19 protein-coding genes are annotated in these 17,730 nt (G+C 63.1%); 6 read left to right on the top strand and 13 right to left on the bottom strand.

The window, feature by feature from the left end; translation table 11 throughout:
• Nucleotides 1-361: 361 nt before the first annotated feature.
• The 4 genes from ACEVBK_RS07090 to ACEVBK_RS07075 all read right to left on the bottom strand — a co-directional run bounded on the left by ACEVBK_RS07090 (nt 362) and on the right by ACEVBK_RS07075 (nt 2,983).
• Nucleotides 362-664 carry a Flp family type IVb pilin gene (locus tag ACEVBK_RS07090; protein WP_375057903.1) on the bottom strand — a complete coding sequence of 101 codons (303 nt, stop codon included), beginning with the start codon at nt 662-664 and terminating at the stop codon, nt 362-364.
• A 44-nt stretch (nt 665-708) separates the two neighbouring features.
• On the bottom strand, nt 709-897 hold the full coding sequence (locus tag ACEVBK_RS07085; protein ID WP_375057902.1) for a Flp family type IVb pilin: 189 nt from the start codon (nt 895-897) through the stop codon (nt 709-711).
• 334 nt (nt 898-1,231) lie between these two features.
• The gene (locus ACEVBK_RS07080) at nt 1,232-2,542 is read right to left on the bottom strand and encodes a L,D-transpeptidase family protein (RefSeq protein WP_375057901.1); all 1,311 of its coding nucleotides are present in this window, start codon (nt 2,540-2,542) and stop codon (nt 1,232-1,234) included.
• A 96-nt stretch (nt 2,543-2,638) separates the two neighbouring features.
• The gene (locus ACEVBK_RS07075) at nt 2,639-2,983 is read right to left on the bottom strand and encodes a hypothetical protein (RefSeq protein ID WP_375057900.1); all 345 of its coding nucleotides are present in this window, start codon (nt 2,981-2,983) and stop codon (nt 2,639-2,641) included.
• Between the two features lie 119 nt (nt 2,984-3,102).
• On the opposite strand from ACEVBK_RS07075, the gene asnS reads away from it, so the two are divergent.
• The 4 genes from asnS to ACEVBK_RS07055 all read left to right on the top strand — a co-directional run bounded on the left by asnS (nt 3,103) and on the right by ACEVBK_RS07055 (nt 8,750).
• Nucleotides 3,103-4,503, top strand: coding sequence for an asparagine--tRNA ligase (asnS, locus tag ACEVBK_RS07070; protein ID WP_375057899.1), 1,401 nt, complete (start codon nt 3,103-3,105; stop codon nt 4,501-4,503).
• Nucleotides 4,504-4,787: 284 nt separating this feature from the next.
• Nucleotides 4,788-6,464 carry a LytS/YhcK type 5TM receptor domain-containing protein gene (locus ACEVBK_RS07065; protein WP_375057898.1) on the top strand — a complete coding sequence of 559 codons (1,677 nt, stop codon included), beginning with the start codon at nt 4,788-4,790 and terminating at the stop codon, nt 6,462-6,464.
• Nucleotides 6,461-7,174, top strand: coding sequence for a two-component system response regulator BtsR (gene btsR / locus ACEVBK_RS07060; protein ID WP_375057897.1), 714 nt, complete (start codon nt 6,461-6,463; stop codon nt 7,172-7,174). Before ACEVBK_RS07065 ends, btsR begins: the two co-directional genes overlap by 4 nt.
• 148 nt (nt 7,175-7,322) lie before the next feature.
• Nucleotides 7,323-8,750: a carbon starvation protein A gene (locus ACEVBK_RS07055; RefSeq protein WP_375057896.1), complete on the top strand. Its 1,428-nt coding sequence runs from the start codon at nt 7,323-7,325 to the stop codon at nt 8,748-8,750.
• 112 nt (nt 8,751-8,862) lie between these two features.
• On the opposite strand, the gene ACEVBK_RS07050 is transcribed toward ACEVBK_RS07055, so the two are convergent.
• The 9 genes from ACEVBK_RS07050 to ACEVBK_RS07010 all read right to left on the bottom strand — a co-directional run bounded on the left by ACEVBK_RS07050 (nt 8,863) and on the right by ACEVBK_RS07010 (nt 16,136).
• Nucleotides 8,863-10,155: an NCS2 family permease gene (locus tag ACEVBK_RS07050; protein ID WP_375057895.1), complete on the bottom strand. Its 1,293-nt coding sequence runs from the start codon at nt 10,153-10,155 to the stop codon at nt 8,863-8,865.
• A gap of 302 nt (nt 10,156-10,457) precedes the next feature.
• Nucleotides 10,458-11,009, bottom strand: a complete 552-nt coding sequence (locus ACEVBK_RS07045; RefSeq protein ID WP_375057894.1) for a HupE/UreJ family protein — start codon at nt 11,007-11,009, stop codon at nt 10,458-10,460.
• Between the two features lie 2 nt (nt 11,010-11,011).
• Nucleotides 11,012-11,665, bottom strand: coding sequence for an urease accessory protein UreG (gene ureG, locus ACEVBK_RS07040; RefSeq protein WP_375057893.1), 654 nt, complete (start codon nt 11,663-11,665; stop codon nt 11,012-11,014).
• Nucleotides 11,666-11,668: 3 nt separating this feature from the next.
• Nucleotides 11,669-12,334, bottom strand: coding sequence for an urease accessory protein UreF (locus ACEVBK_RS07035; RefSeq protein WP_375057891.1), 666 nt, complete (start codon nt 12,332-12,334; stop codon nt 11,669-11,671).
• Complete coding sequence (gene ureE / locus ACEVBK_RS07030; protein ID WP_375057890.1) at nt 12,324-12,785, bottom strand: urease accessory protein UreE; 462 nt, start codon at nt 12,783-12,785, stop codon at nt 12,324-12,326. Before ureE ends, ACEVBK_RS07035 begins: the two co-directional genes overlap by 11 nt.
• Before the next feature lie 109 nt (nt 12,786-12,894).
• Nucleotides 12,895-14,601 carry an urease subunit alpha gene (ureC, locus tag ACEVBK_RS07025; RefSeq protein ID WP_375057889.1) on the bottom strand — a complete coding sequence of 569 codons (1,707 nt, stop codon included), beginning with the start codon at nt 14,599-14,601 and terminating at the stop codon, nt 12,895-12,897.
• Nucleotides 14,588-14,929: an urease subunit beta gene (locus ACEVBK_RS07020; RefSeq protein WP_375057888.1), complete on the bottom strand. Its 342-nt coding sequence runs from the start codon at nt 14,927-14,929 to the stop codon at nt 14,588-14,590. Before ACEVBK_RS07020 ends, ureC begins: the two co-directional genes overlap by 14 nt.
• Before the next feature lie 9 nt (nt 14,930-14,938).
• A complete protein-coding gene (locus tag ACEVBK_RS07015; RefSeq protein ID WP_375057887.1) occupies nt 14,939-15,241 on the bottom strand; it encodes an urease subunit gamma in 303 nt (100 codons plus the stop codon).
• A gap of 13 nt (nt 15,242-15,254) precedes the next feature.
• Nucleotides 15,255-16,136, bottom strand: coding sequence for an urease accessory protein UreD (locus tag ACEVBK_RS07010; protein WP_375057886.1), 882 nt, complete (start codon nt 16,134-16,136; stop codon nt 15,255-15,257).
• A gap of 264 nt (nt 16,137-16,400) precedes the next feature.
• On the opposite strand from ACEVBK_RS07010, the gene ACEVBK_RS07005 reads away from it, so the two are divergent.
• Nucleotides 16,401-16,535 (top strand): hypothetical protein, encoded by a 135-nt coding sequence (locus tag ACEVBK_RS07005; protein WP_375057884.1) that lies wholly within the window; start codon nt 16,401-16,403, stop codon nt 16,533-16,535.
• Between the two features lie 539 nt (nt 16,536-17,074).
• Nucleotides 17,075-17,695 (top strand): DsbA family protein, encoded by a 621-nt coding sequence (locus tag ACEVBK_RS07000; protein ID WP_375057883.1) that lies wholly within the window; start codon nt 17,075-17,077, stop codon nt 17,693-17,695.
• Nucleotides 17,696-17,730 lie beyond the last annotated feature (35 nt).

The raw sequence follows: 17,730 nt of genomic DNA, 5'->3' as shown, positions 1-17,730 counted from the left end.
CTTACATTAGGTATAGTGCAGTCCTGCAACCCCGCCCATATCAAAAAAGCGGACTTTTTTAGAAGCTTTACCCGCCGGATCCGGGCTGACCTTTCTATTTTTTAGAAAACCGGATTGCACCGTACTCAAATGGATTAAAAAAGCGTTATCTGGTCATCAATTGGTATGGTTGCTCGAATAACAAACGGCTTTTATGAGAGAAAAAATGCTAAGCGAGAAGCCATTATAACAAGGCGGCGTATGTTGCTGCCGGCGGCACTTGCCCGGCAGCTAAAGCGCCGGCTACGGCAACAACCGGCCGCCCGCAAACAGCCGGCAGGATTGGCGGCAGTGGCGCATTAAGATATATAGAGCTTTTGATTTAGCTACATTTTTTTGGCTTGCCATTGGAGCTGGTGCAACCGTTGCCATTGTTACCGGAGCCACTACCGCTATCGGTGATGTTATCATCCTGGCCGGGAGTGCCGGTTTCTGCTCCTCCGCCCTCGCCGGGCAGCTGCGCCAGCAGGCCGGCCAGTTGGCTGATGGAGGCGTCCACGGCGATGGACAGAGCGGTAAAGGAAAGCGCCACGGTGGCGCTGAGCAAGGCGCCGGCCAGGGCGTATTCCACCATGGTCAGGCCCCGCTGGCGTTTTGTTGCTATTTTTCCGTTGATGTTCTGCATTGTCGTCATCCTTGTGTACTCATCCATTCCGTTGGTGGGCCGGCTCAGGGTTCTTCCTCAGTGTCTCCCCCCAGCAGCCGGGCCAGGTAGAAGATGACCCTGGCCACGGCCCCGCCGAGCTGGCCGAACGCCAGGATCACCGCTATGGCCAGCAGGGTGCCGGCCACGGCGTATTCCACCTTGGTAATGCCCTGCTCGTCCTGCAGCAGCAGTCTGATTTGTTCAACCAGCATATGGCGTCCTTGTGGCTGGTGGTTACTTGATCCGTTGTTCCTTGTTCCTTGTTCCTTGCTCCTTGTTCCTTACTCCTTGTTCCTTACTCCTTGCTACTCGTGTCCGGGCGACTGCCCCTGGATTCCCGCCTTCGCGGGAATGACGAGGGTGGTCACGGGAATGGCGAAGATGGTCGCGGGAGTAACGGCGAGCTTCCTTCGCTCCATTTACACTTGCTGGCCCGGTGATGTCTGCCCTGGATTCCCGCCTCCGCGGGAATGACGGGGGTGGCCGCGGGAATGACGGGGGTGGCCGCGGGAATGACGGAGGTGGCCGCGGGAATGGCGAGGCGCCTCATACATTATTCCCATAAATATCCCTGGCAAAAACCAGGCGGCCCTGTTCCACCCAGGCGGTGAAATACACCAGGTAAACGGGCACCCGGCCGGAAACCGGCAGAATGCGGGTCTGGTTGCCCGCGGGTAAAGACCAGCCCAGGCCGGCGGCCAGCCGTTCGGGCTCGGCCAGGCGCACGCAGCCGTGGCTCAGGGCCCGGTGGGCTTCACCGAACAGGCTTTTGTCCGGCGTGTCGTGCAGGTAAACGTCGAACCTGTTGTGCATTTCGAACTTCAGCCGGCCCAGGGCGTTGCTGGGCCCGGGGGCCTGTACCAGCCTGAGCCCGGCGGGCGGCTGCAGCCAGTTGATGGTGCCGGGGTCCTGGCTGCTGCTCTCTCCCGGCAGCCACACGCTGAAGCCATTGCGTATCAGGAAGCCGCTGTCGCGGCGCTGGGCCGGCAGCAGGTCTTCGCGGATGATATTGGCGGTGGGCGTCCAGTCGGGGTTGACCTTGAGGCCGTCGATATGGGTGGCCAGGGCCGGGGTGGGCCAGTCGGGCCGGCCCACTATTACTTTCATTTCAAGCTCCGGCCGCTGGTTTTGCATCAGCGTCAGCCGGTAGGCGGGAATATTCACCAGCACATAACGGTCCGGCGCCGCCGGCGGCAGCAACAGCCAGCGGCGCAGGTTGTGCCGCAACTCGGCCCGGATCTCGGCCGGCGAGCGGGAAAGGATAGCCCGGGTGTCGTCGTTCAGCCGGCCGTTGGCCACCAGGCCATGGGCCTGTTGCAGGCCTTTCAGCACCTCGCTCAGGGAGGCATCCAGGGCATCCGCCCGCCCGCGTGGCGGCGCCAGGCCATAGCCCAGCTCACTCAGCCGCTGGCGCAGGGCGGGAATGGTCGCATCCCGTTCGCCGGGGCGCACTTCGGCGCCGGGCGGCAGCGGCGTGTAATGGCCGAGCCCGGCAAGGGCATGGTAATGCTGCTTGAGTTGCCGGTAGCCGGGGTAATCCGGCTGCTGGCGGCGCAGGTAGGCAACCAGCTCGCCGCCGGCCAGGGCGTCGCCGAAGCCGGACTCGCCCCGCTCCGGCGGCAGCCGATATTGGGTAAAGCGTTCCCGCTCGGCCAGCACCCGGCGCCATTCCCGGCTAAGCCAGGCATCCCGCTCCGGCAGCGGCAGGGAGGCAAAGGCGGCGGGCTCCGGCAACAGCAGTTCGTGCAACAGCTGGCCGGCTTCGTTCAGGGCATTATCGCTGTGCCATCGCAAGGGCTGCGCGGCCTGCAACGGCCAGGCGAGCACCAGCAGCACCATGATTAAACGCAACATCATCTCCCCTCCCTGGGATTATGGTTGGCTTAAGTATGGTCAAAAAAACGGCTCTCGGCTGACTGTATTCCACCCGCCACGGGTAATAAAGAATCTCGGCTACTCCGGATAGAAGTAGAACAGCAGCAGGGTAAAGACGGCGGCCGAGGCCAGCATCACCAGGTACACCTTAAGGAACTGGCTGTGGCGATGCCCCTTGCGGTGCACCAGGGTAAAGGTGGTCACCGCCAGCCCCAGGGCACCCCAAATTCCCATATGAAACCAAAAGGTCGGCAGGCTCAGCCAATGGGTGCGCACTTCCACCTCCAGGTAGCGCAGGTAGCCGAATTCCTGCTCGGGCCGGCCGTAGTGGAACAGGATCAGCAGCAGAATATAAAGCGCCCATCCTCCCAGGGTCATGCCGGCCAGCAACCTGCCCAGCCAGTCGATGCGTTGCTGTATCATAGGTACCTCCACGCACATCTTTTGCTTGAGTCCTGAGGCTACAAGGGTAACATTAGCCCCCTTATATATAGTCTATCGGCCGGGCGCCGATTTAGTTTAAAGCTGGAGAGCCATTCAAGATGACCCACGCATCCGTTGCAGATGTGCTGGCGGGCAAATATCCCGTTGGTACCACCCTTACTGTTAAAGGGTGGATTCGTACTCGCCGTGACTCCAAGGCGGGCATTTCGTTTTTGGCGGTACACGACGGCAGCTGCTTCAATCCGGTGCAGGCCGTGGTGCCCAATAACGTTGCGAATTATCAGTCTGAAGTGGTGCGTCTGACTACCGGCTGCTCCGTGGAGGTGACCGGCACCGTGGCCGAATCCCAGGGCCAGGGCCAGGCTTTCGAACTGCAGGCCACCGAGGTCGAGGTGGTAGGCTGGGTGGACGATCCCGACACCTATCCCATGGCCGCCAAGCGCCATTCCATCGAATACCTGCGCGAATACGCCCACCTGCGCCCGCGCACCAACCTGATCGGCGCCGTGGCCCGGGTACGCAACTGCCTGTCCCAGGCCATTCACCGCTTTTTCCACGAGCGCGGCTATGTCTGGGTAGCCACCCCCATTATCACCGCCTCCGACACCGAGGGCGCCGGTGAGATGTTCCGGGTTTCCACCCTGGATATGCACAACCTGCCACGCACCGACAAGGGCAATGTAGACTACGGCGAAGACTTCTTCGGCAAAGAAGCCTTCCTTACCGTGTCCGGCCAGCTGAACGGCGAGACCTACGCCTGCGCGCTGAGCAAAATCTACACCTTCGGCCCCACCTTCCGCGCCGAAAACTCCAACACCAGCCGCCACCTGGCCGAGTTCTGGATGATCGAGCCGGAAGTGGCCTTCGCCGACCTGAACGACATCGCCGCCCTGGCCGAAGACATGCTGAAGTATGTGTTCAGGGCCGTGCTCGAGGAGCGCATGGACGACATGAGCTTCTTCGCCGAGCGGGTCAGCAAGGACGCGGTGACCCGGTTGCAGGACTTTGTGGAAAAAGACTTCGCCCAGGTGGATTACACCGACGCGGTGCGCATCCTGCAAGAAAGTGGCCGCCAGTTCGAGTTCCCGGTGGAATGGGGTATCGACCTCTCCTCCGAGCACGAACGCTACCTGGCGGAAGAACACTTCAAGGCTCCGGTGGTGGTGAAGAACTACCCGCGGCACATCAAGGCCTTCTACATGAAGCTGAACCCGGACGGCGAAACCGTAGCGGCCATGGACGTGCTGGCCCCGGGCATCGGTGAGATCATCGGCGGCTCCCAGCGGGAGGAAGTGCTGGAAGTGCTGGACAAGCGCCTGGAAGAAATGGGCCTGAACAAGGAAGACTACTGGTGGTACCGGGATCTGCGCCGCTACGGCACCGTGCCCCACTCCGGTTTCGGCCTCGGCTTCGAGCGCCTGGTGGCCTACGTGACCGGCATGGCCAACGTGCGCGACGTTATCCCCTTCCCCCGCACCCCGCGCAACGCCGAGTTTTAACCGGCCGGTTGAGGTCATTCCCGCGGGAACCTTATCCTCCGTCATCCCTGCATCCCCGTCATCCCCGCGAAGGCGGGGATCCATAAAGCCGGCTCGGTTTTTCTGCCAGTACCCTGGACTCCCGCCTTCGCCAGTGACGGCAAGTCGCGGGAATAACGGGAAATCTGACTGCTCTGCGGGGCAATGCAGACCGCATTTACTTGCCGCCGCTCAGGGCCGACAATAGCCTCCTGAACCATGCCGGCCACCGAGGCCTGGCGGAGCGACCCCGAGGAGCCTTGCGGATGTTGTTGATCCTCTCCCTGCTGCAGCAGATGAGCGTCTTTTTGGTAATCGCCTATCTGTTTTCCAAGTCGCCGCTGTTCAGACCCATGGCCAATTACTCCATGCGCTTGCCACACAAGCTGCTGATTTATTTTGTTTTTTCCGGTTTCTGCATCATGGGCAGCTACTTCGGCCTGGCGGTACAGGACGCCATCGCCAACACCCGCGCGGTGGGGGCCGTGCTCGGCGGCCTGCTGGGCGGTCCCGTTATCGGTTTTCTGGTCGGACTGACCGGCGGCCTGCACCGCTACTCCATGGGTGGCTTTACCGACCTGGCCTGCGCCATCTCCACCACCCTGGAAGGCCTGCTGGGCGGGATGGTGCACTTCTGGCTGGTCAGGAAGGGCAATATCACCGCCCTTTTCTCCCCTCGCATCGCCTTCTTCACCACCCTGGCGGCGGAAGCCCTGCAGATGGGCACCATACTGCTGGTCGCCCGCCCCTTCGAGCAGGCCTGGGCCCTGGTGCAGCTGATCGCCCTGCCCATGCTGCTCGCCAACGCCACCGGCGCCGCGCTCTTTATCAGCATGATCCGCGACCAGAAGACCATGCATGAAAAATTCTCCAGCACCTATTCGGCCAGGGCCCTGGCCATCGCCCGCCGCACCGTGGGCATCATGGCCAGGGGCTTCGGCCGGGAGTCCGCCGAGCAGATCTGCCGCATACTGCACCAGGAGATAGGGGTCGCCGCCGTCGCCATTACCGACCGGGAAAAGATCCTGGCCTTCACCGGCCTGGGCCACGAGCATCACCGGCCGGGCACCCCCATCTCCTCGGCCATGACCCTGGAGGCGATAGCGGATCAACAGGTGAAATTCGCCGACGGCTACCAGGCGCCCTATGCCTGCTCCCTCGCCGCCGACTGCAAGCTGGGCTCGGTGCTGGTGATCCCGATCAAGGGCTGCAACGGCATCCTCGGTACCATCAAGCTCTACGAGCCCAAGAAACGGCTGTTCCTCAAGATCAACCGCACCCTGGGCGAAGGCATTGCCGAGCTGATGGCTCACCAGATCCTCAGCGGTCAGCTGGAGCGCCAGCAGCAGTTGCTGACCCAGGCCGAGCTGAAACTGGTCCACGCCCAGGTCAACCCCCATTTCCTGTTCAACGCGCTCAACACCATCGGCGCCATCATCCGGCTGGATCCGGACAAGGCCAGGGCCCTGCTGCTGCACCTGTCCCACTTTTTCCGCAAGAACCTGAAACGTTCCGGCGAGCACACCACCCTGAAGGAAGAGCTGGAGCACGTGCAGGCTTACCTGGCGATAGAGCAGGCCCGCTTCAGCGACCGGCTCAGGGTCGGCTTCGACGTGCCCGAGGCCCTGCTGGAGCAGCGGCTGCCCACCTTCACCCTGCAGCCCATCATCGAGAACGCCATCAAGCACGGCACCTCCACCCTGCTGGAGCAGGGCGATATCAGGGTAGAGGCACGAAGGGAGGGCGAACAGATGCGGCTAGAGATCACCGATAACGCCGGCCACTACCAGCCCGCTCCCCGGTCGGACGGACTCGGCCTCGGCCTGGTCGACAAGCGGGTCAAGTCCCTCTATGGCGACCAGTACGGGGTACAGGTAGAATGCGAACCGGAACACTGGACCCGGGTCACGGTGTCACTGCCCGTTACGGAGGCCACCCCATGATCAGTGCCCTTGTCGTCGACGACGAACCCTATGCCCGCACCGAGCTGGCCGAACTGCTGCGCGCCGAAAACGTCACCGTGCTGGCACAAGCCGGCAACGCCCTGGAAGCGCTGGCCCTGCTCAACCGGCTGCAGCCCGATGTGGTCTTCCTCGACATCCAGATGCCCAAGGTCAGCGGGCTGGAACTGCTGGCCCTGCTCGATCCCGCCCGTATGCCCCGGGTGGTGTTCGTTACCGCCTTCGACGACTACGCGGTGCAGGCCTTCGAGGACAACGCCTTCGACTACCTGCTCAAGCCCGTGGCCCCGGCCCGCCTGCACAAGACCCTGGCCCGGCTGTCGCAAGCACTGGCGCCCCAGGATCTGACGGCGGTGACCCCGCCCCTGCGGATGGTGCCCTGCTACCAGCACCAGCGCATCCGCCTGGTGCCCATCGACGAGGTGGAATACGCCTATTCGGATCTCGGCGGTGTCCACCTGGTGACCGCCGAGGCCACCTACCATGCCCAGCTCACCCTCAAGGCGCTGGAATCGCGCAGCCCCCTGCTGCGTATTCACCGCCAGTACCTGGTCCGCGGCGAGGCAATCCGCGAGATAGTCCTGCTGGACAACCATGCCGCCGAGCTCAAGACCCGCCATGGCCACGCCCTGCCGGTCAGCCGCCGCTACCTGAAGTTTCTCAAGGACCATTTCGGCTTCACCGCAACGTGATACCGCTCACCTTCCGGCCCTGCTCCGGGAGGGCGGCGGACCGCTTGGCGGGCCATATGACCGCTCACCCAATCTCACCGGGATTTTGCCGGCCGGATCCATACACTGCAATCCGTTAACAACCCGTTCACAGACAAGGAGCAGTGTTATGACGTGGCTTTTACTCTGCATCGGCTTATTGATAGCCGGTTACTTCACCTACGGAAAATTCATCGAACGCCTGTTCGGGCCCCGGCCCGAGCTGGATACCCCGGCGGTCACCATGGCCGACGGGGTCGACTATGTGCCCATGTCGGACAAGAAGGTCTACCTGGTGCAGCTGCTGAACATCGCCGGGCTGGGCCCCATCTTCGGCCCCATACTGGGCGCCCTCTACGGCCCCGTGGCCATGCTCTGGATCGTATTCGGCTGCGTCTTCGCCGGCGCCGTGCACGACTACTTTTCCGGCATGCTGTCGGTACGGGCCAAAGGCGCCTCGGTGCCCACCGTGGTCGGCCAGCAACTGGGCAGCTTCGCCAAGCACTTTATGAATATCTTCGCCGTGCTGCTGCTATTGCTGGTGGGCGTGGTGTTCGTGCTGGGCCCGGCCAAGCTGCTGGGCGATCTCTCCGGCACCACGGTCGCCGCCTGGGTGGCCGCCATCTTCGCCTATTACATCATCGCCACCCTGGTGCCGATCGACAAGATCATCGGCCGCCTCTATCCCATCTTCGGCGCCCTGCTGGTGTTCATGTCGGTCGGCCTGCTGCTGGGCCAGTTCGCCAGCGGCAACGGCTTCCACTCGGGCGGGCTCGACTTCGGCAACCTGCATCCGGACGGGCTGCCGCTGTGGCCGCTGCTGTTTATCACCATCGCCTGCGGCGCCGTGTCCGGCTTTCACGCCACCCAGTCCCCGCTGATGGCCCGCTGCATGCAGAACGAGCGCTCCGGCCGCTTTATCTTCACCGGCGCCATGATCGGCGAAGGGGTAATAGCGCTGATCTGGTGCAGTCTCGGCATCTCCTTCTATGAAAGCCCGGAGGCGTTGAATGCTGTACTGGCCAGCGGCGGCCCGGCCGCCGTGGTGCACCAGGTTTCCACCAGCCTGCTGGGCGTGGTGGGCGGCGTGCTGGCCATACTGGGCGTGGTGATACTGCCGATCACCTCGGGCGACACCGCCTTTCGCAGCGCCCGCCTGATCATCGCCGACTTCCTCAAGCTGCCCCAGCAGTCCCTGCCCAAGCGGCTGCTGATCTCCCTGCCCATGTTCGTGGTCGGCTACCTGATCACCCAGGCCGAGTTCGGCGTGATCTGGCGCTACTTCGGCTGGGCCAACCAGACCACCGCCATGATCATGTTGTGGGCCGCCGCGGCCTACCTGGCCAGGGAAGGCAAGCTGCACTGGGTGTGCACCCTGCCCGCCATCTTTATGACGGCGGTCACCTTCACCTACCTGGCCCATGCGGATATCGGCTTCGGCCTGGGGATGCAGCCGGCCACCCTGATCGGCCTAGGTGTAGCCCTGGCCTTTACCGTCGCCTTCCTGCTGAAATACCGCCCGGCCGGCACCCCGGCCACGGTGGAAGAGCAGCCCTGACAGGGCCCCGGCCACAGCGCAAAAAGCCCCGGATTTCCGGGGCTTTTTTGTTGTCGCCTGAGGCTGCAGGCACCGTAGGGTCGACTTCAGTCGACCAGGCCCCCGCCGCGGATTACAGGCCTACCGCAAACTTCACCACGAAGAGCAGGGCCAGCACCCAGACGGTGGTGCTGATCTCACTGGCCCGGCCGGACAGCAGCTTGACGCCGACGAAGCTGATAAAGCCGAGCGCGATGCCATGGGCGATGGAGAAGGTGAAGGGCATCATGGCCACCACTACCACCGCCGGGACCGCTTCGGTGATGTCGTCCCAGTGCAGGTGGCTGAGCTGCCCCATCATCAGCACCGCCACGTACACCAGGGCGCCGGCGGTGGCATAGGCCGGTACCATGCCCGCCAGGGGCGAGAACAGCAGTGCCAGGATGAACATCAGGCCGGTCACCACGGCGGTCAGGCCGCTGCGGCCGCCCACCGCCACCCCGGCGGCGCTTTCCACGTAAGAAGTGGTAGTGGAGGTGCCCAGCATGGAGCCGGTGATGGAGGCGGTACTGTCGGCCAGCAGGGCCCGGCCCAGACGCGGCAGCCGGCCCTGTTCGTCCAGCAACTTGGCGCGCTGGGCCACGGCGATCAGGGTGCCTGAGGTGTCGAACAGGTCCACGAATAGGAAGGCGAAGATCACCGACAGCATGGCCAGGTTAAAGGCCCCGGCGATATCCAGCTGCATAAAGGTCGGCATGATGGACGGCGGAGCCGACATGATGCCCGCATACTGCACGTCACCGAAGGCGATGCCGAGCCCGGTGATCACCAGGATGCCGATCATCACGGCGCCGCGCATGCCACGCGCCGCCATGCCGATAATCAGGAAGAAGCCCAGCGCCGCCAGGCCCACCGGCAGGCTGGTGACATCGCCCAGGGTGACCAGGGTCGCCGGATGATCGACGATAATACCGGCATTTTTCAGGCCGATCAGCGCCAGGAACAGGCCGATACCGGCGGCGATGCCGATTTTGAGCGGACCGGGAATGGAGTTGATGATCCACTCCCGCACCTTGAACAGGCTGAGCAGCACGAAGATAACACCGGAGAAAAACACGGCCCCCAGAGCGGTTTGCCAGCTGTAGCCTTCGGTGAGTACCACCGTGTAGGTAAAGAAGGCGTTGAGCCCCATGCCCGGTGCCAGGGCGATGGGATAGTTGGCCAGCAGGCCCATGATAAAACAGCCGATGGCCGCAGCCAGGCAGGTGGCCACGAAGACGGCGCCGCGGTCCATGCCGGCATCGGCCAGTATGGCCGGGTTGACGAAGATGATGTAGGCCATGGTGAGGAAGGTGGTGATGCCCGCCACAACCTCCTGGCGTACATTGGTATTTAATTCCTTTAAATGAAAATATTTTTCCAGCATAGGGGGTCTGCTCTGAAAAGGTGGTAAGAAAGGGAAATTATCGACTCAAAAGACGCCTTTGGCAATGACAGGACCGGCCAGTTGACCGACGGGACAGGGCGGCCCGAGGCGGGAGTCCATCACGTATGCAGACCCAGCGCCATTGCCCAGTTGAGTGCATTTTGCCCTGGTTCCCCGCCTTCGCGGGGATGACGGCGTTGGGGCCACCCCAAACCGAGGTGCCTTTGCCTGGCCCTAGGTTCCCGCTGCGCGGGAAAGCAGGCGAGCCGCCTGCACTCCAGGGTAAAGTCCGCTCCGGTTGTTTATATCGCCGCCAGCAGGCCGGCGCCGGCCATGGCGGCACCGGCAACGCGCACCGTGGTGGCGTGGATTTTGCCGGCGGCCAGCCAGCCGGCGGCATGCAGCAGGGCGGTGGCGGCCACGAAGCCGGCAAAGTAACCCAGCGCCGAGCCGTGGGCCGGCAGCTCCAGGCCGTGGGCGTTGCCGTGGAACAGGCCGAACAGGGCGCACAGCAGCAGGGCCAGTCCGGTAACACCGGTGACGCCGGCGGCAAGCATGCCGCCCAGCACCACCAGTGAGGCGAGAATGCCCGTTTCCACCCCGGTAATACCGACCCCGCCGATGCCGAGCAGGGCGCCCGCCACCATGGCCGCCACAAAGGCCACCGGCAACTGCCAGGCCTTGTGCTCCCGGCCCAGCACCGCCAGCATCCCTACCGCCACCATGGCCAGCAGGTGATCCCAGCCGAACAGCGGGTGGGTGAAGCCGGATACCAGGCCGTGATCACCATGGCCCGGGTGGGCAAAAGCGGCGGCGGGGGCCAGGGTCATCAGTACTATCAGTGCTCTGTTCATGGTTATGCTCCTTCCTTTGTGGTTGTTATGGCAAAGTCGGCCGACAGCGGGCGCAGCATGCCCTGTTGCTGGATAAACTGGATGATGTCGCCCAGGCCGTCGCCGCGCATCAGGTTGGTAAAGACGAAGGGGCGCTCGCCGCGCATGCGTTTGGCGTCCCGGTCCATCACCTCCAGGGAGGCGTTGACCATGGGCGCCAGATCGGTCTTGTTGATGATCAGCAAGTCGGACTTGGTGATGCCGGGGCCGCCCTTGCGGGGGATTTTGTCGCCGGCGCAGACGTCGATCACATAGAGGGTAAGATCCGACAGCTCGGGGCTGAAGGTGGCGGAGAGGTTGTCGCCGCCGCTTTCCACCAGCACCAGTTCGAGGCCGGGGTGGCGTTCCTGCAGGGTATCGATGGCCGCCAGGTTCATGGAAGCGTCTTCGCGGATGGCGGTGTGCGGGCAGCCGCCGGTTTCCACCCCCATGATACGATCCTCGGCCAGCGCTTCGTTGCGCAGCAGGAATTCGGCGTCTTCCTTGGTATAGATGTCGTTGGTGACCACCGCCAGGTCATAGTGATCCCGCAGGGCCAGGCATAGCTGGCGCAGCAGCGCCGTCTTGCCCGAGCCGACCGGCCCGCCCACACCTACGCGTAAACATTGTGTACTCATGATTCAACTCCGGAATAAACGGGAATATTGGGTTTCGTGCAGGGCGCTGGCATGCACCTGGCCGGGCAGGCTCAGGCCCAGCTCGTCGTCATCCAGCCGCCCGGCCAGCGCCAGCGCCTCCTGCATGGCCGGCTTGAGCTTGAGCAACAGCCGCTGGGCCGCGGTCTGGCCGAGCGGCAGCGTCTTGCTGGCTACGGTGAGCTGGTTTTCGAGCCAGCTCCATATAAAACCAAGCTGGGCCCGGCCGGCCCCCAGGCCCCACTCCCGGGCCGCCAGGGCCCAGGTGCTCATCAGCGCCGGCGGCGCGGGCAGCATAGCCACCTCGCTACCCTGCCCCTTCAGCAGCCGTACCAGGGCCCTGGCCTGCTGTTCATCCTCGAACAACAGCTCGCGGGTTTCGCGGCTGGCGCGCACGAAGTCGTTCCAGTGCGCCAACGCGTCGTTATCTCCCTGCTCCAGGGCCCGGTACAGGCGCAGCAGCACCGGCAGATCCAGGTGTGCCAGCCCCTGCAGGGCGCCGGCCAGCCACTGCTCCAGGCTGTCTTCGTCGCTGACCCAGCCCAGCTCGATGGCCGACTCCAGGCCGGCGGAATAGGCGAAACCGCCGATGGGCAGGGCCGGGCTCGCCAAATGCAGCAGGGAGAGCAGCTCATGCGCTTCAGTGGTCATGGCTATGCCCGTGGTGGTGCCCACCCAGGCCCTGATAGGCGCCGGACTCGGGATTGAAGGGCGCCTCGCCGTGCTCCAGCCGCAGGCCCAGGTGCTCGGCCAGGTGCTCCAGCACGTGATCCGGCGGAAAACGCAGCCAGAGCGGGCCAATTTCCAGGGTGACGTGGCGATTGCCCAGGTGATAGCAGGCGCGGGCGAAGCCCGGCCAGTCGGCGGCGTGGGCGGTGACCATGGGCTCGGCCCGGGCCACCACCTCGAACACTTGGCCGCACTCGCTCAGGAGTTTGTCGCCCTGGGCCAGCACCTGGCCGCGCTCGAGGAAGAGACCCACTTCGGAACCGGCGTTGCTGACGGTTTTGAAGCGCCCCTTCTGGCGCAGTTCGAAGGCCAGGGTCAGGCGGTCATGCGCCGGTTCATCCGTCTGACCCAGGTTTTGGGTGATTTTCAGCATAAGTTTCCTCTTGGTATGAGTGATTGTTTCCGCTCCTGCCTACTCCCCGCTGGCGCTGGCCCGGGATTCCCGCCTTCGCGGGAATGACGAGAAGGCGACCGCACTCCGATTAAAACAGCGAATACAGCTGGGCCAGGGGCAGCACCGTGGCCGGCTCGCAGTGCAGCAGTTCGCCGTCGCAGCGTACCTCGTAGCTCTGGGCATCCACGGTAAGCACCGGAGTGGCGCCGTTGTGGATAAGGTCTGCCTTGGTGATGCTACGGGTGTTGCGGCAGGCCGAAAGCGGGCGGGTCAGGCCGAGCTCGCCGGCCAGATCCCGCGCCAGCGCCGCCTGGCTGACAAAGGTCAGGCTGCTGGCCGCCGCCGCCCGCCCCTGGGCGCCGAACATGGGCCGGTAGTGCACCGGCTGGGGCGTGGGGATGGAGGCGTTGGCGTCCCCCATGGGCGCATAGGCGATGCTGCCGCCCTTGAGGATCAGCGCCGGCTTGATGCCGAAGAAGGCCGGGCTCCACAGCACCAGGTCGGCCAGCTTGCCCACCTCCACCGAGCCCACCTCGTGACTGATGCCGTGGGTGATGGCCGGGTTGATGGTGTACTTGGCGACATAGCGCTTGGCACGGAAGTTGTCGGCCCCCAGGCGCTGGTCTTCCGGCAGCGGGCCGCGCTGCACCTTCATCTTGTGGGCGGTCTGCCAGGTGCGGCACACCACCTCTCCCACCCGCCCCATGGCCTGGCTGTCGGAGGAGATCATCGAGATCACCCCCAGATCCTGGAGGATGTCTTCCGCCGCTATGGTCTCCTTGCGGATACGCGAGTCGGCAAAGGCCACGTCTTCCGGGATGTTGGGATCCAGGTGGTGGCATACCATCAGCATGTCCAGATGCTCGTCCACGGTGTTAACCGTGTAGGGCCGGGTCGGGTTGGTGGACGAGGGCAGCACATTGGGCAGGCTGCAGGCGGTGAGGATGTCCGGTGCGTGGCCGCCGCCGGCGCCCTCGGTGTGGTAGGTATGGATGGTGCGGCCCTTGAAGGCGGCCAGGGTGTCTTCCACGAAGCCCGACTCGTTGAGGGTGTCGGTGTGGATGGCGATCTGCACGTCGTATTCTTCCGCCACCGACAGGCAGCAGTCGATGGCCGCCGGGGTGGTGCCCCAGTCCTCATGCAGCTTGAGCCCCATGGCGCCGGCCTCCAGCTGCTCGCGCAGGGCCTCGGGCCGGCTGGCGTTGCCCTTGCCGAGAAAGCCGAAGTTCATCGGCATCTGGTCGGTGGCCTGCAGCATGCGGGCGATATGCCAGGCGCCGGGGGTACAGGTGGTGGCCTTGGTACCGGTGGCGGGGCCGGTGCCGCCGCCGAGCATGGTGGTGATGCCGGAGCAGATCGCTTCCTCCACCTGCTGCGGGCAGATAAAGTGGATATGGGCGTCCACCCCGCCGGCAGTGAGGATCAGCCCCTCGCCGGCGATCACTTCGGTGCCCGGCGCCACGTTGATGGTGACCCCGTCCTGGATATCCGGGTTGCCGGCCTTGCCGATGGCGTGAATGCGGCCGTCCTTCAGCGCCACGTCGGCCTTGACGATGCCCCAGTGATCCAGGATGAGGGCGTTGGTGATCACTGTATCGACGCTGTCGGCGCGACCGGCCTGGCTCTGGCCCATGCCGTCGCGGATCACCTTGCCGCCGCCGAACTTCACTTCCTCGCCGTAGCGGGTGTAGTCCTGCTCCACCTCTATCCACAGCTCGGTGTCGGCCAGCCGCACCCGGTCGCCCACGGTGGGGCCGAACATGTCCGCATAGGCCTGCCGGCTAATCCTGCTCATCTTGCGTTCCTTGTTGGTCGGGTGAAACAGGGCCCATCACCTCGCCCCGAAAGCCATAGACCTCCCGCTTGCCACCCAGGGCCACCAGGGGCACGGTGCGGCTCTGACCCGGCTCGAAGCGCACCGCGGTGCCGGCGGCGATATCGAGGCGAAAGCCGAGCGCCTGCTCCCGGTCCAGGAGCAGCGCCGGGTTCACCTCGGCAAAGTGGTAGTGGGAGCCCACCTGGATGGGCCGATCACCGGTGTTGGCCACGCTCAGGGTACGCCGTTCACGGCCTTCGTTGAGGACGATGTCGCCCCCGACCAGTTGGTATTCGCCCGGTATCATGGCGTCTCCTTATTGAATGGGTTGATGCAGGGTCACCAGCTTGGTGCCGTCGGGAAAGGTCGCCTCCACTTGCACTTCCTGCACCAGTTCGGCCACCCCTTCCATCACCTGGTCGCGGCCCAGCCAGGTGCGGCCCTCGCCCATCAGCTCGGCCACGGTGCGGCCGTCGCGGGCGCCTTCCATCACCGCCGCCGACAGGTAGGCCACCGCCTCGGGGTAGTTGAGCCTGAGCCCGCGCGCCAGCCGGCGCTCGGCCAGCAGGGCGGCGGTAAACAACAGCAGCTTGTCCTTTTCTCTTGGACTGAGTTCCATTTTGGGGTCTCTCCTAAGTGAGCCAGATACGGGGAATAACGGCGGGCCGGCCGAGCACGGCGGGGCGGACCAGCCCCCAGGCCCGCCACATGCCGTCACGGCAGGCGTTCATGTCGCGCCCCAGGTAGCGCACCAACAGCACGCCCAGGCGTTCGGTCACGGTGAAATCGGGGCTCGGCAGGGCGTCGCGTAGTTCACCGGTAAGGGAGCCATCCAGCCCCGGACCCACCGCCATCAGGGTGCCGAATACGCAGCCGCCGTTCAGCCCCACCCGGCCCCGGTGCAGCCAGTCGTGGCCCTCGAGGTCGAGCCGCTCGTTGAACAGCAGCCGCCCTGCCCGGCACAATTGCAGGCGCTGGGTCAGGTGGCCCTGATCGAACCACTGCTCGCCGGCCGGGCGGCCCAGGCAGACCAGATCCCAGCCGATAAAACGGCCGCCCTCGGCCAGTTCGATCTTGGTGCCGAGCTCCCCGTTGGCACCCCGGTAGACGATGGTCTCCTGGGGCAGCCACTCCAGTGTGGCGCCCTCGCCCACCTGCAGTACCACCTGCTGGCCCTGGGCCACGCCGGCGCTGTCCCGGCCGTAGATCTTGCCCGCCGAAGGGGTGGTCAGCAGCGCCTGACTGCCGGGCTCGGCGGTCACCTCGATAGTCAGTCGGTCGCCGGACACCAGGCCACCCGGGGGATGCAACAGGTAGAGGTGGCAGGTGCCCCCTTCCGGATAAAAGGGGCGCTGGATGCGCAGAGGGCCGGCAAAGTCCAGCCCCTTGAGCCGGGTCTTGCCTCCTGCAGGAACAGGATCGGCTTCCAGCCGCAGGCGCAGGTGCGCCGGCCAGCTACGCTTTTGGCCGTAACCGGAGCCGGCTTGCGGTGCTTGTGCTTGGAGCTGGTTCATATGGACACATCGGGGTCGAAGATTCTGTACACAAGCCTTAACAGAATTCGTGCCAATTATTAAAATAACAATTAATTCAATAGATTAAATACAGCATTAAAGAATTCACCGCGCCGCTATACCGCTTGATTGAGTCCCTATCACCAAAGTGGTGCACACCGCCGTGCAGGTGGTCCATATTGGTGCAAATCGAGTCCACACCAACAGAAAAGCCCCGAGAGGGGCCAAGGCTCGATTAATGCCTTAATACACTCAGGACTCGGTATGAAACCGAATCAGAAGCAGGCGGGGATGGCGCGAAAAGCGGCAGGCGCGGAAAACAGCACGCTCACTCCCGCATTCATCGCACAGTTGCCAGAAGGCGCCCGGATCCGGGCTTTCACCGGCTTGCCCTCGTAGAAGATGACCTATCCCTGGGGACTCCCATCCCTGGCGCGACGAGTCTGCTTAGCTGCACCCGGCCGCTGCCGGTAGTGATCTACTACCCGGAGCAGCTATTTAGCCCGAAACGTTCTTTTATCCTTCATATCCTGCCCTCCTTTTCCGGGCAGAATCTGCCGCTCTCCCCTCGCCTGTCCAGTCAGGCTGGCTGTAAATACCTTATCGACGTGTGCCAAGTAAAAACGAACTGGAACCTGTAACCAGGGGAGTACCAGCGTTCATCCTCCAGATACCGTCTGATTCCTGTCCGGAATCAATATTTTATCTTTTTTTGAACCATTTTTTGCTCTCACTACCGTAAGGATGTTGATTTAATGCCATAAAAAACAACAACTTACACAATAGCTTGAATTAATTCGATATCAGTACGCCACTCTTTTCAATTTTTTTATCAAACCGCCCCCCCTAATATCAATTTCGAGATTAACGAACAGCGAGCAATGCCTGGCCAGGCTTTAAAAAACGGTTAGCAAGACAACCCAAAGGAAACGAAAGATATGTCTAAAGTAACGATTGAATTTTTTCACGATGCGGTCTGTGGTTGGTGTTATGTCCTGAGTCCAAGATTGCGCAAGCTGGTTGAGCGTACCGATGTCGAAGTGAAACAGCGCTGCTTTGTACTGCAACGCAATGATGAAGAAATGGTTCAGCGATTTGGTTCTCTGGCTGCGGCAAAATCGGAAATCCTGAATCACTGGGTCGCCTGCCAGCAAAAGGCGGATGATCCCACTCGCTTTAATATTGAAGGCATGCGTGCTCAGCCATTCTCTTACCCGAGCGGTTACCTGGCAGCGCTGGGCGCCAAAGCGGCAGAGTTGCTGGGGAATTCAGACACTCACTGGGATTACTTCGATGAAATCCAGCGTCTGCACCTGAAAGTGAACGATAACATAGGCGATCGTGACACCATCATCGCCGCAGCGGGCAATATCGGTCTGGATACTGAAGCCTTTGCCAAAGCCCTGGATAGCGATGAAGTCCACCAGGCGGTAGCAACCGACCTCAAGCGTGCCAGAGACTTTAATCTTCGCAGTATTCCAAGCCTGATTATCAACGGCGAACATGTGGTGTCTGACACGCTGACGAACGAACAAATTGAGCAGCTGTTTTTTAAATAATACTGACAAGCAGTCCAGATAGAAAACGAAAGCAT

The organism is Zobellella sp. DQSA1 (assembly GCF_041950555.1).
Taxonomy (GTDB): Bacteria; Pseudomonadota; Gammaproteobacteria; order Enterobacterales; family Aeromonadaceae; genus Oceanimonas.
Note: the sequence above shows the minus strand (reverse complement) of the source record. Positions and strands in the feature narration are given on the sequence as shown.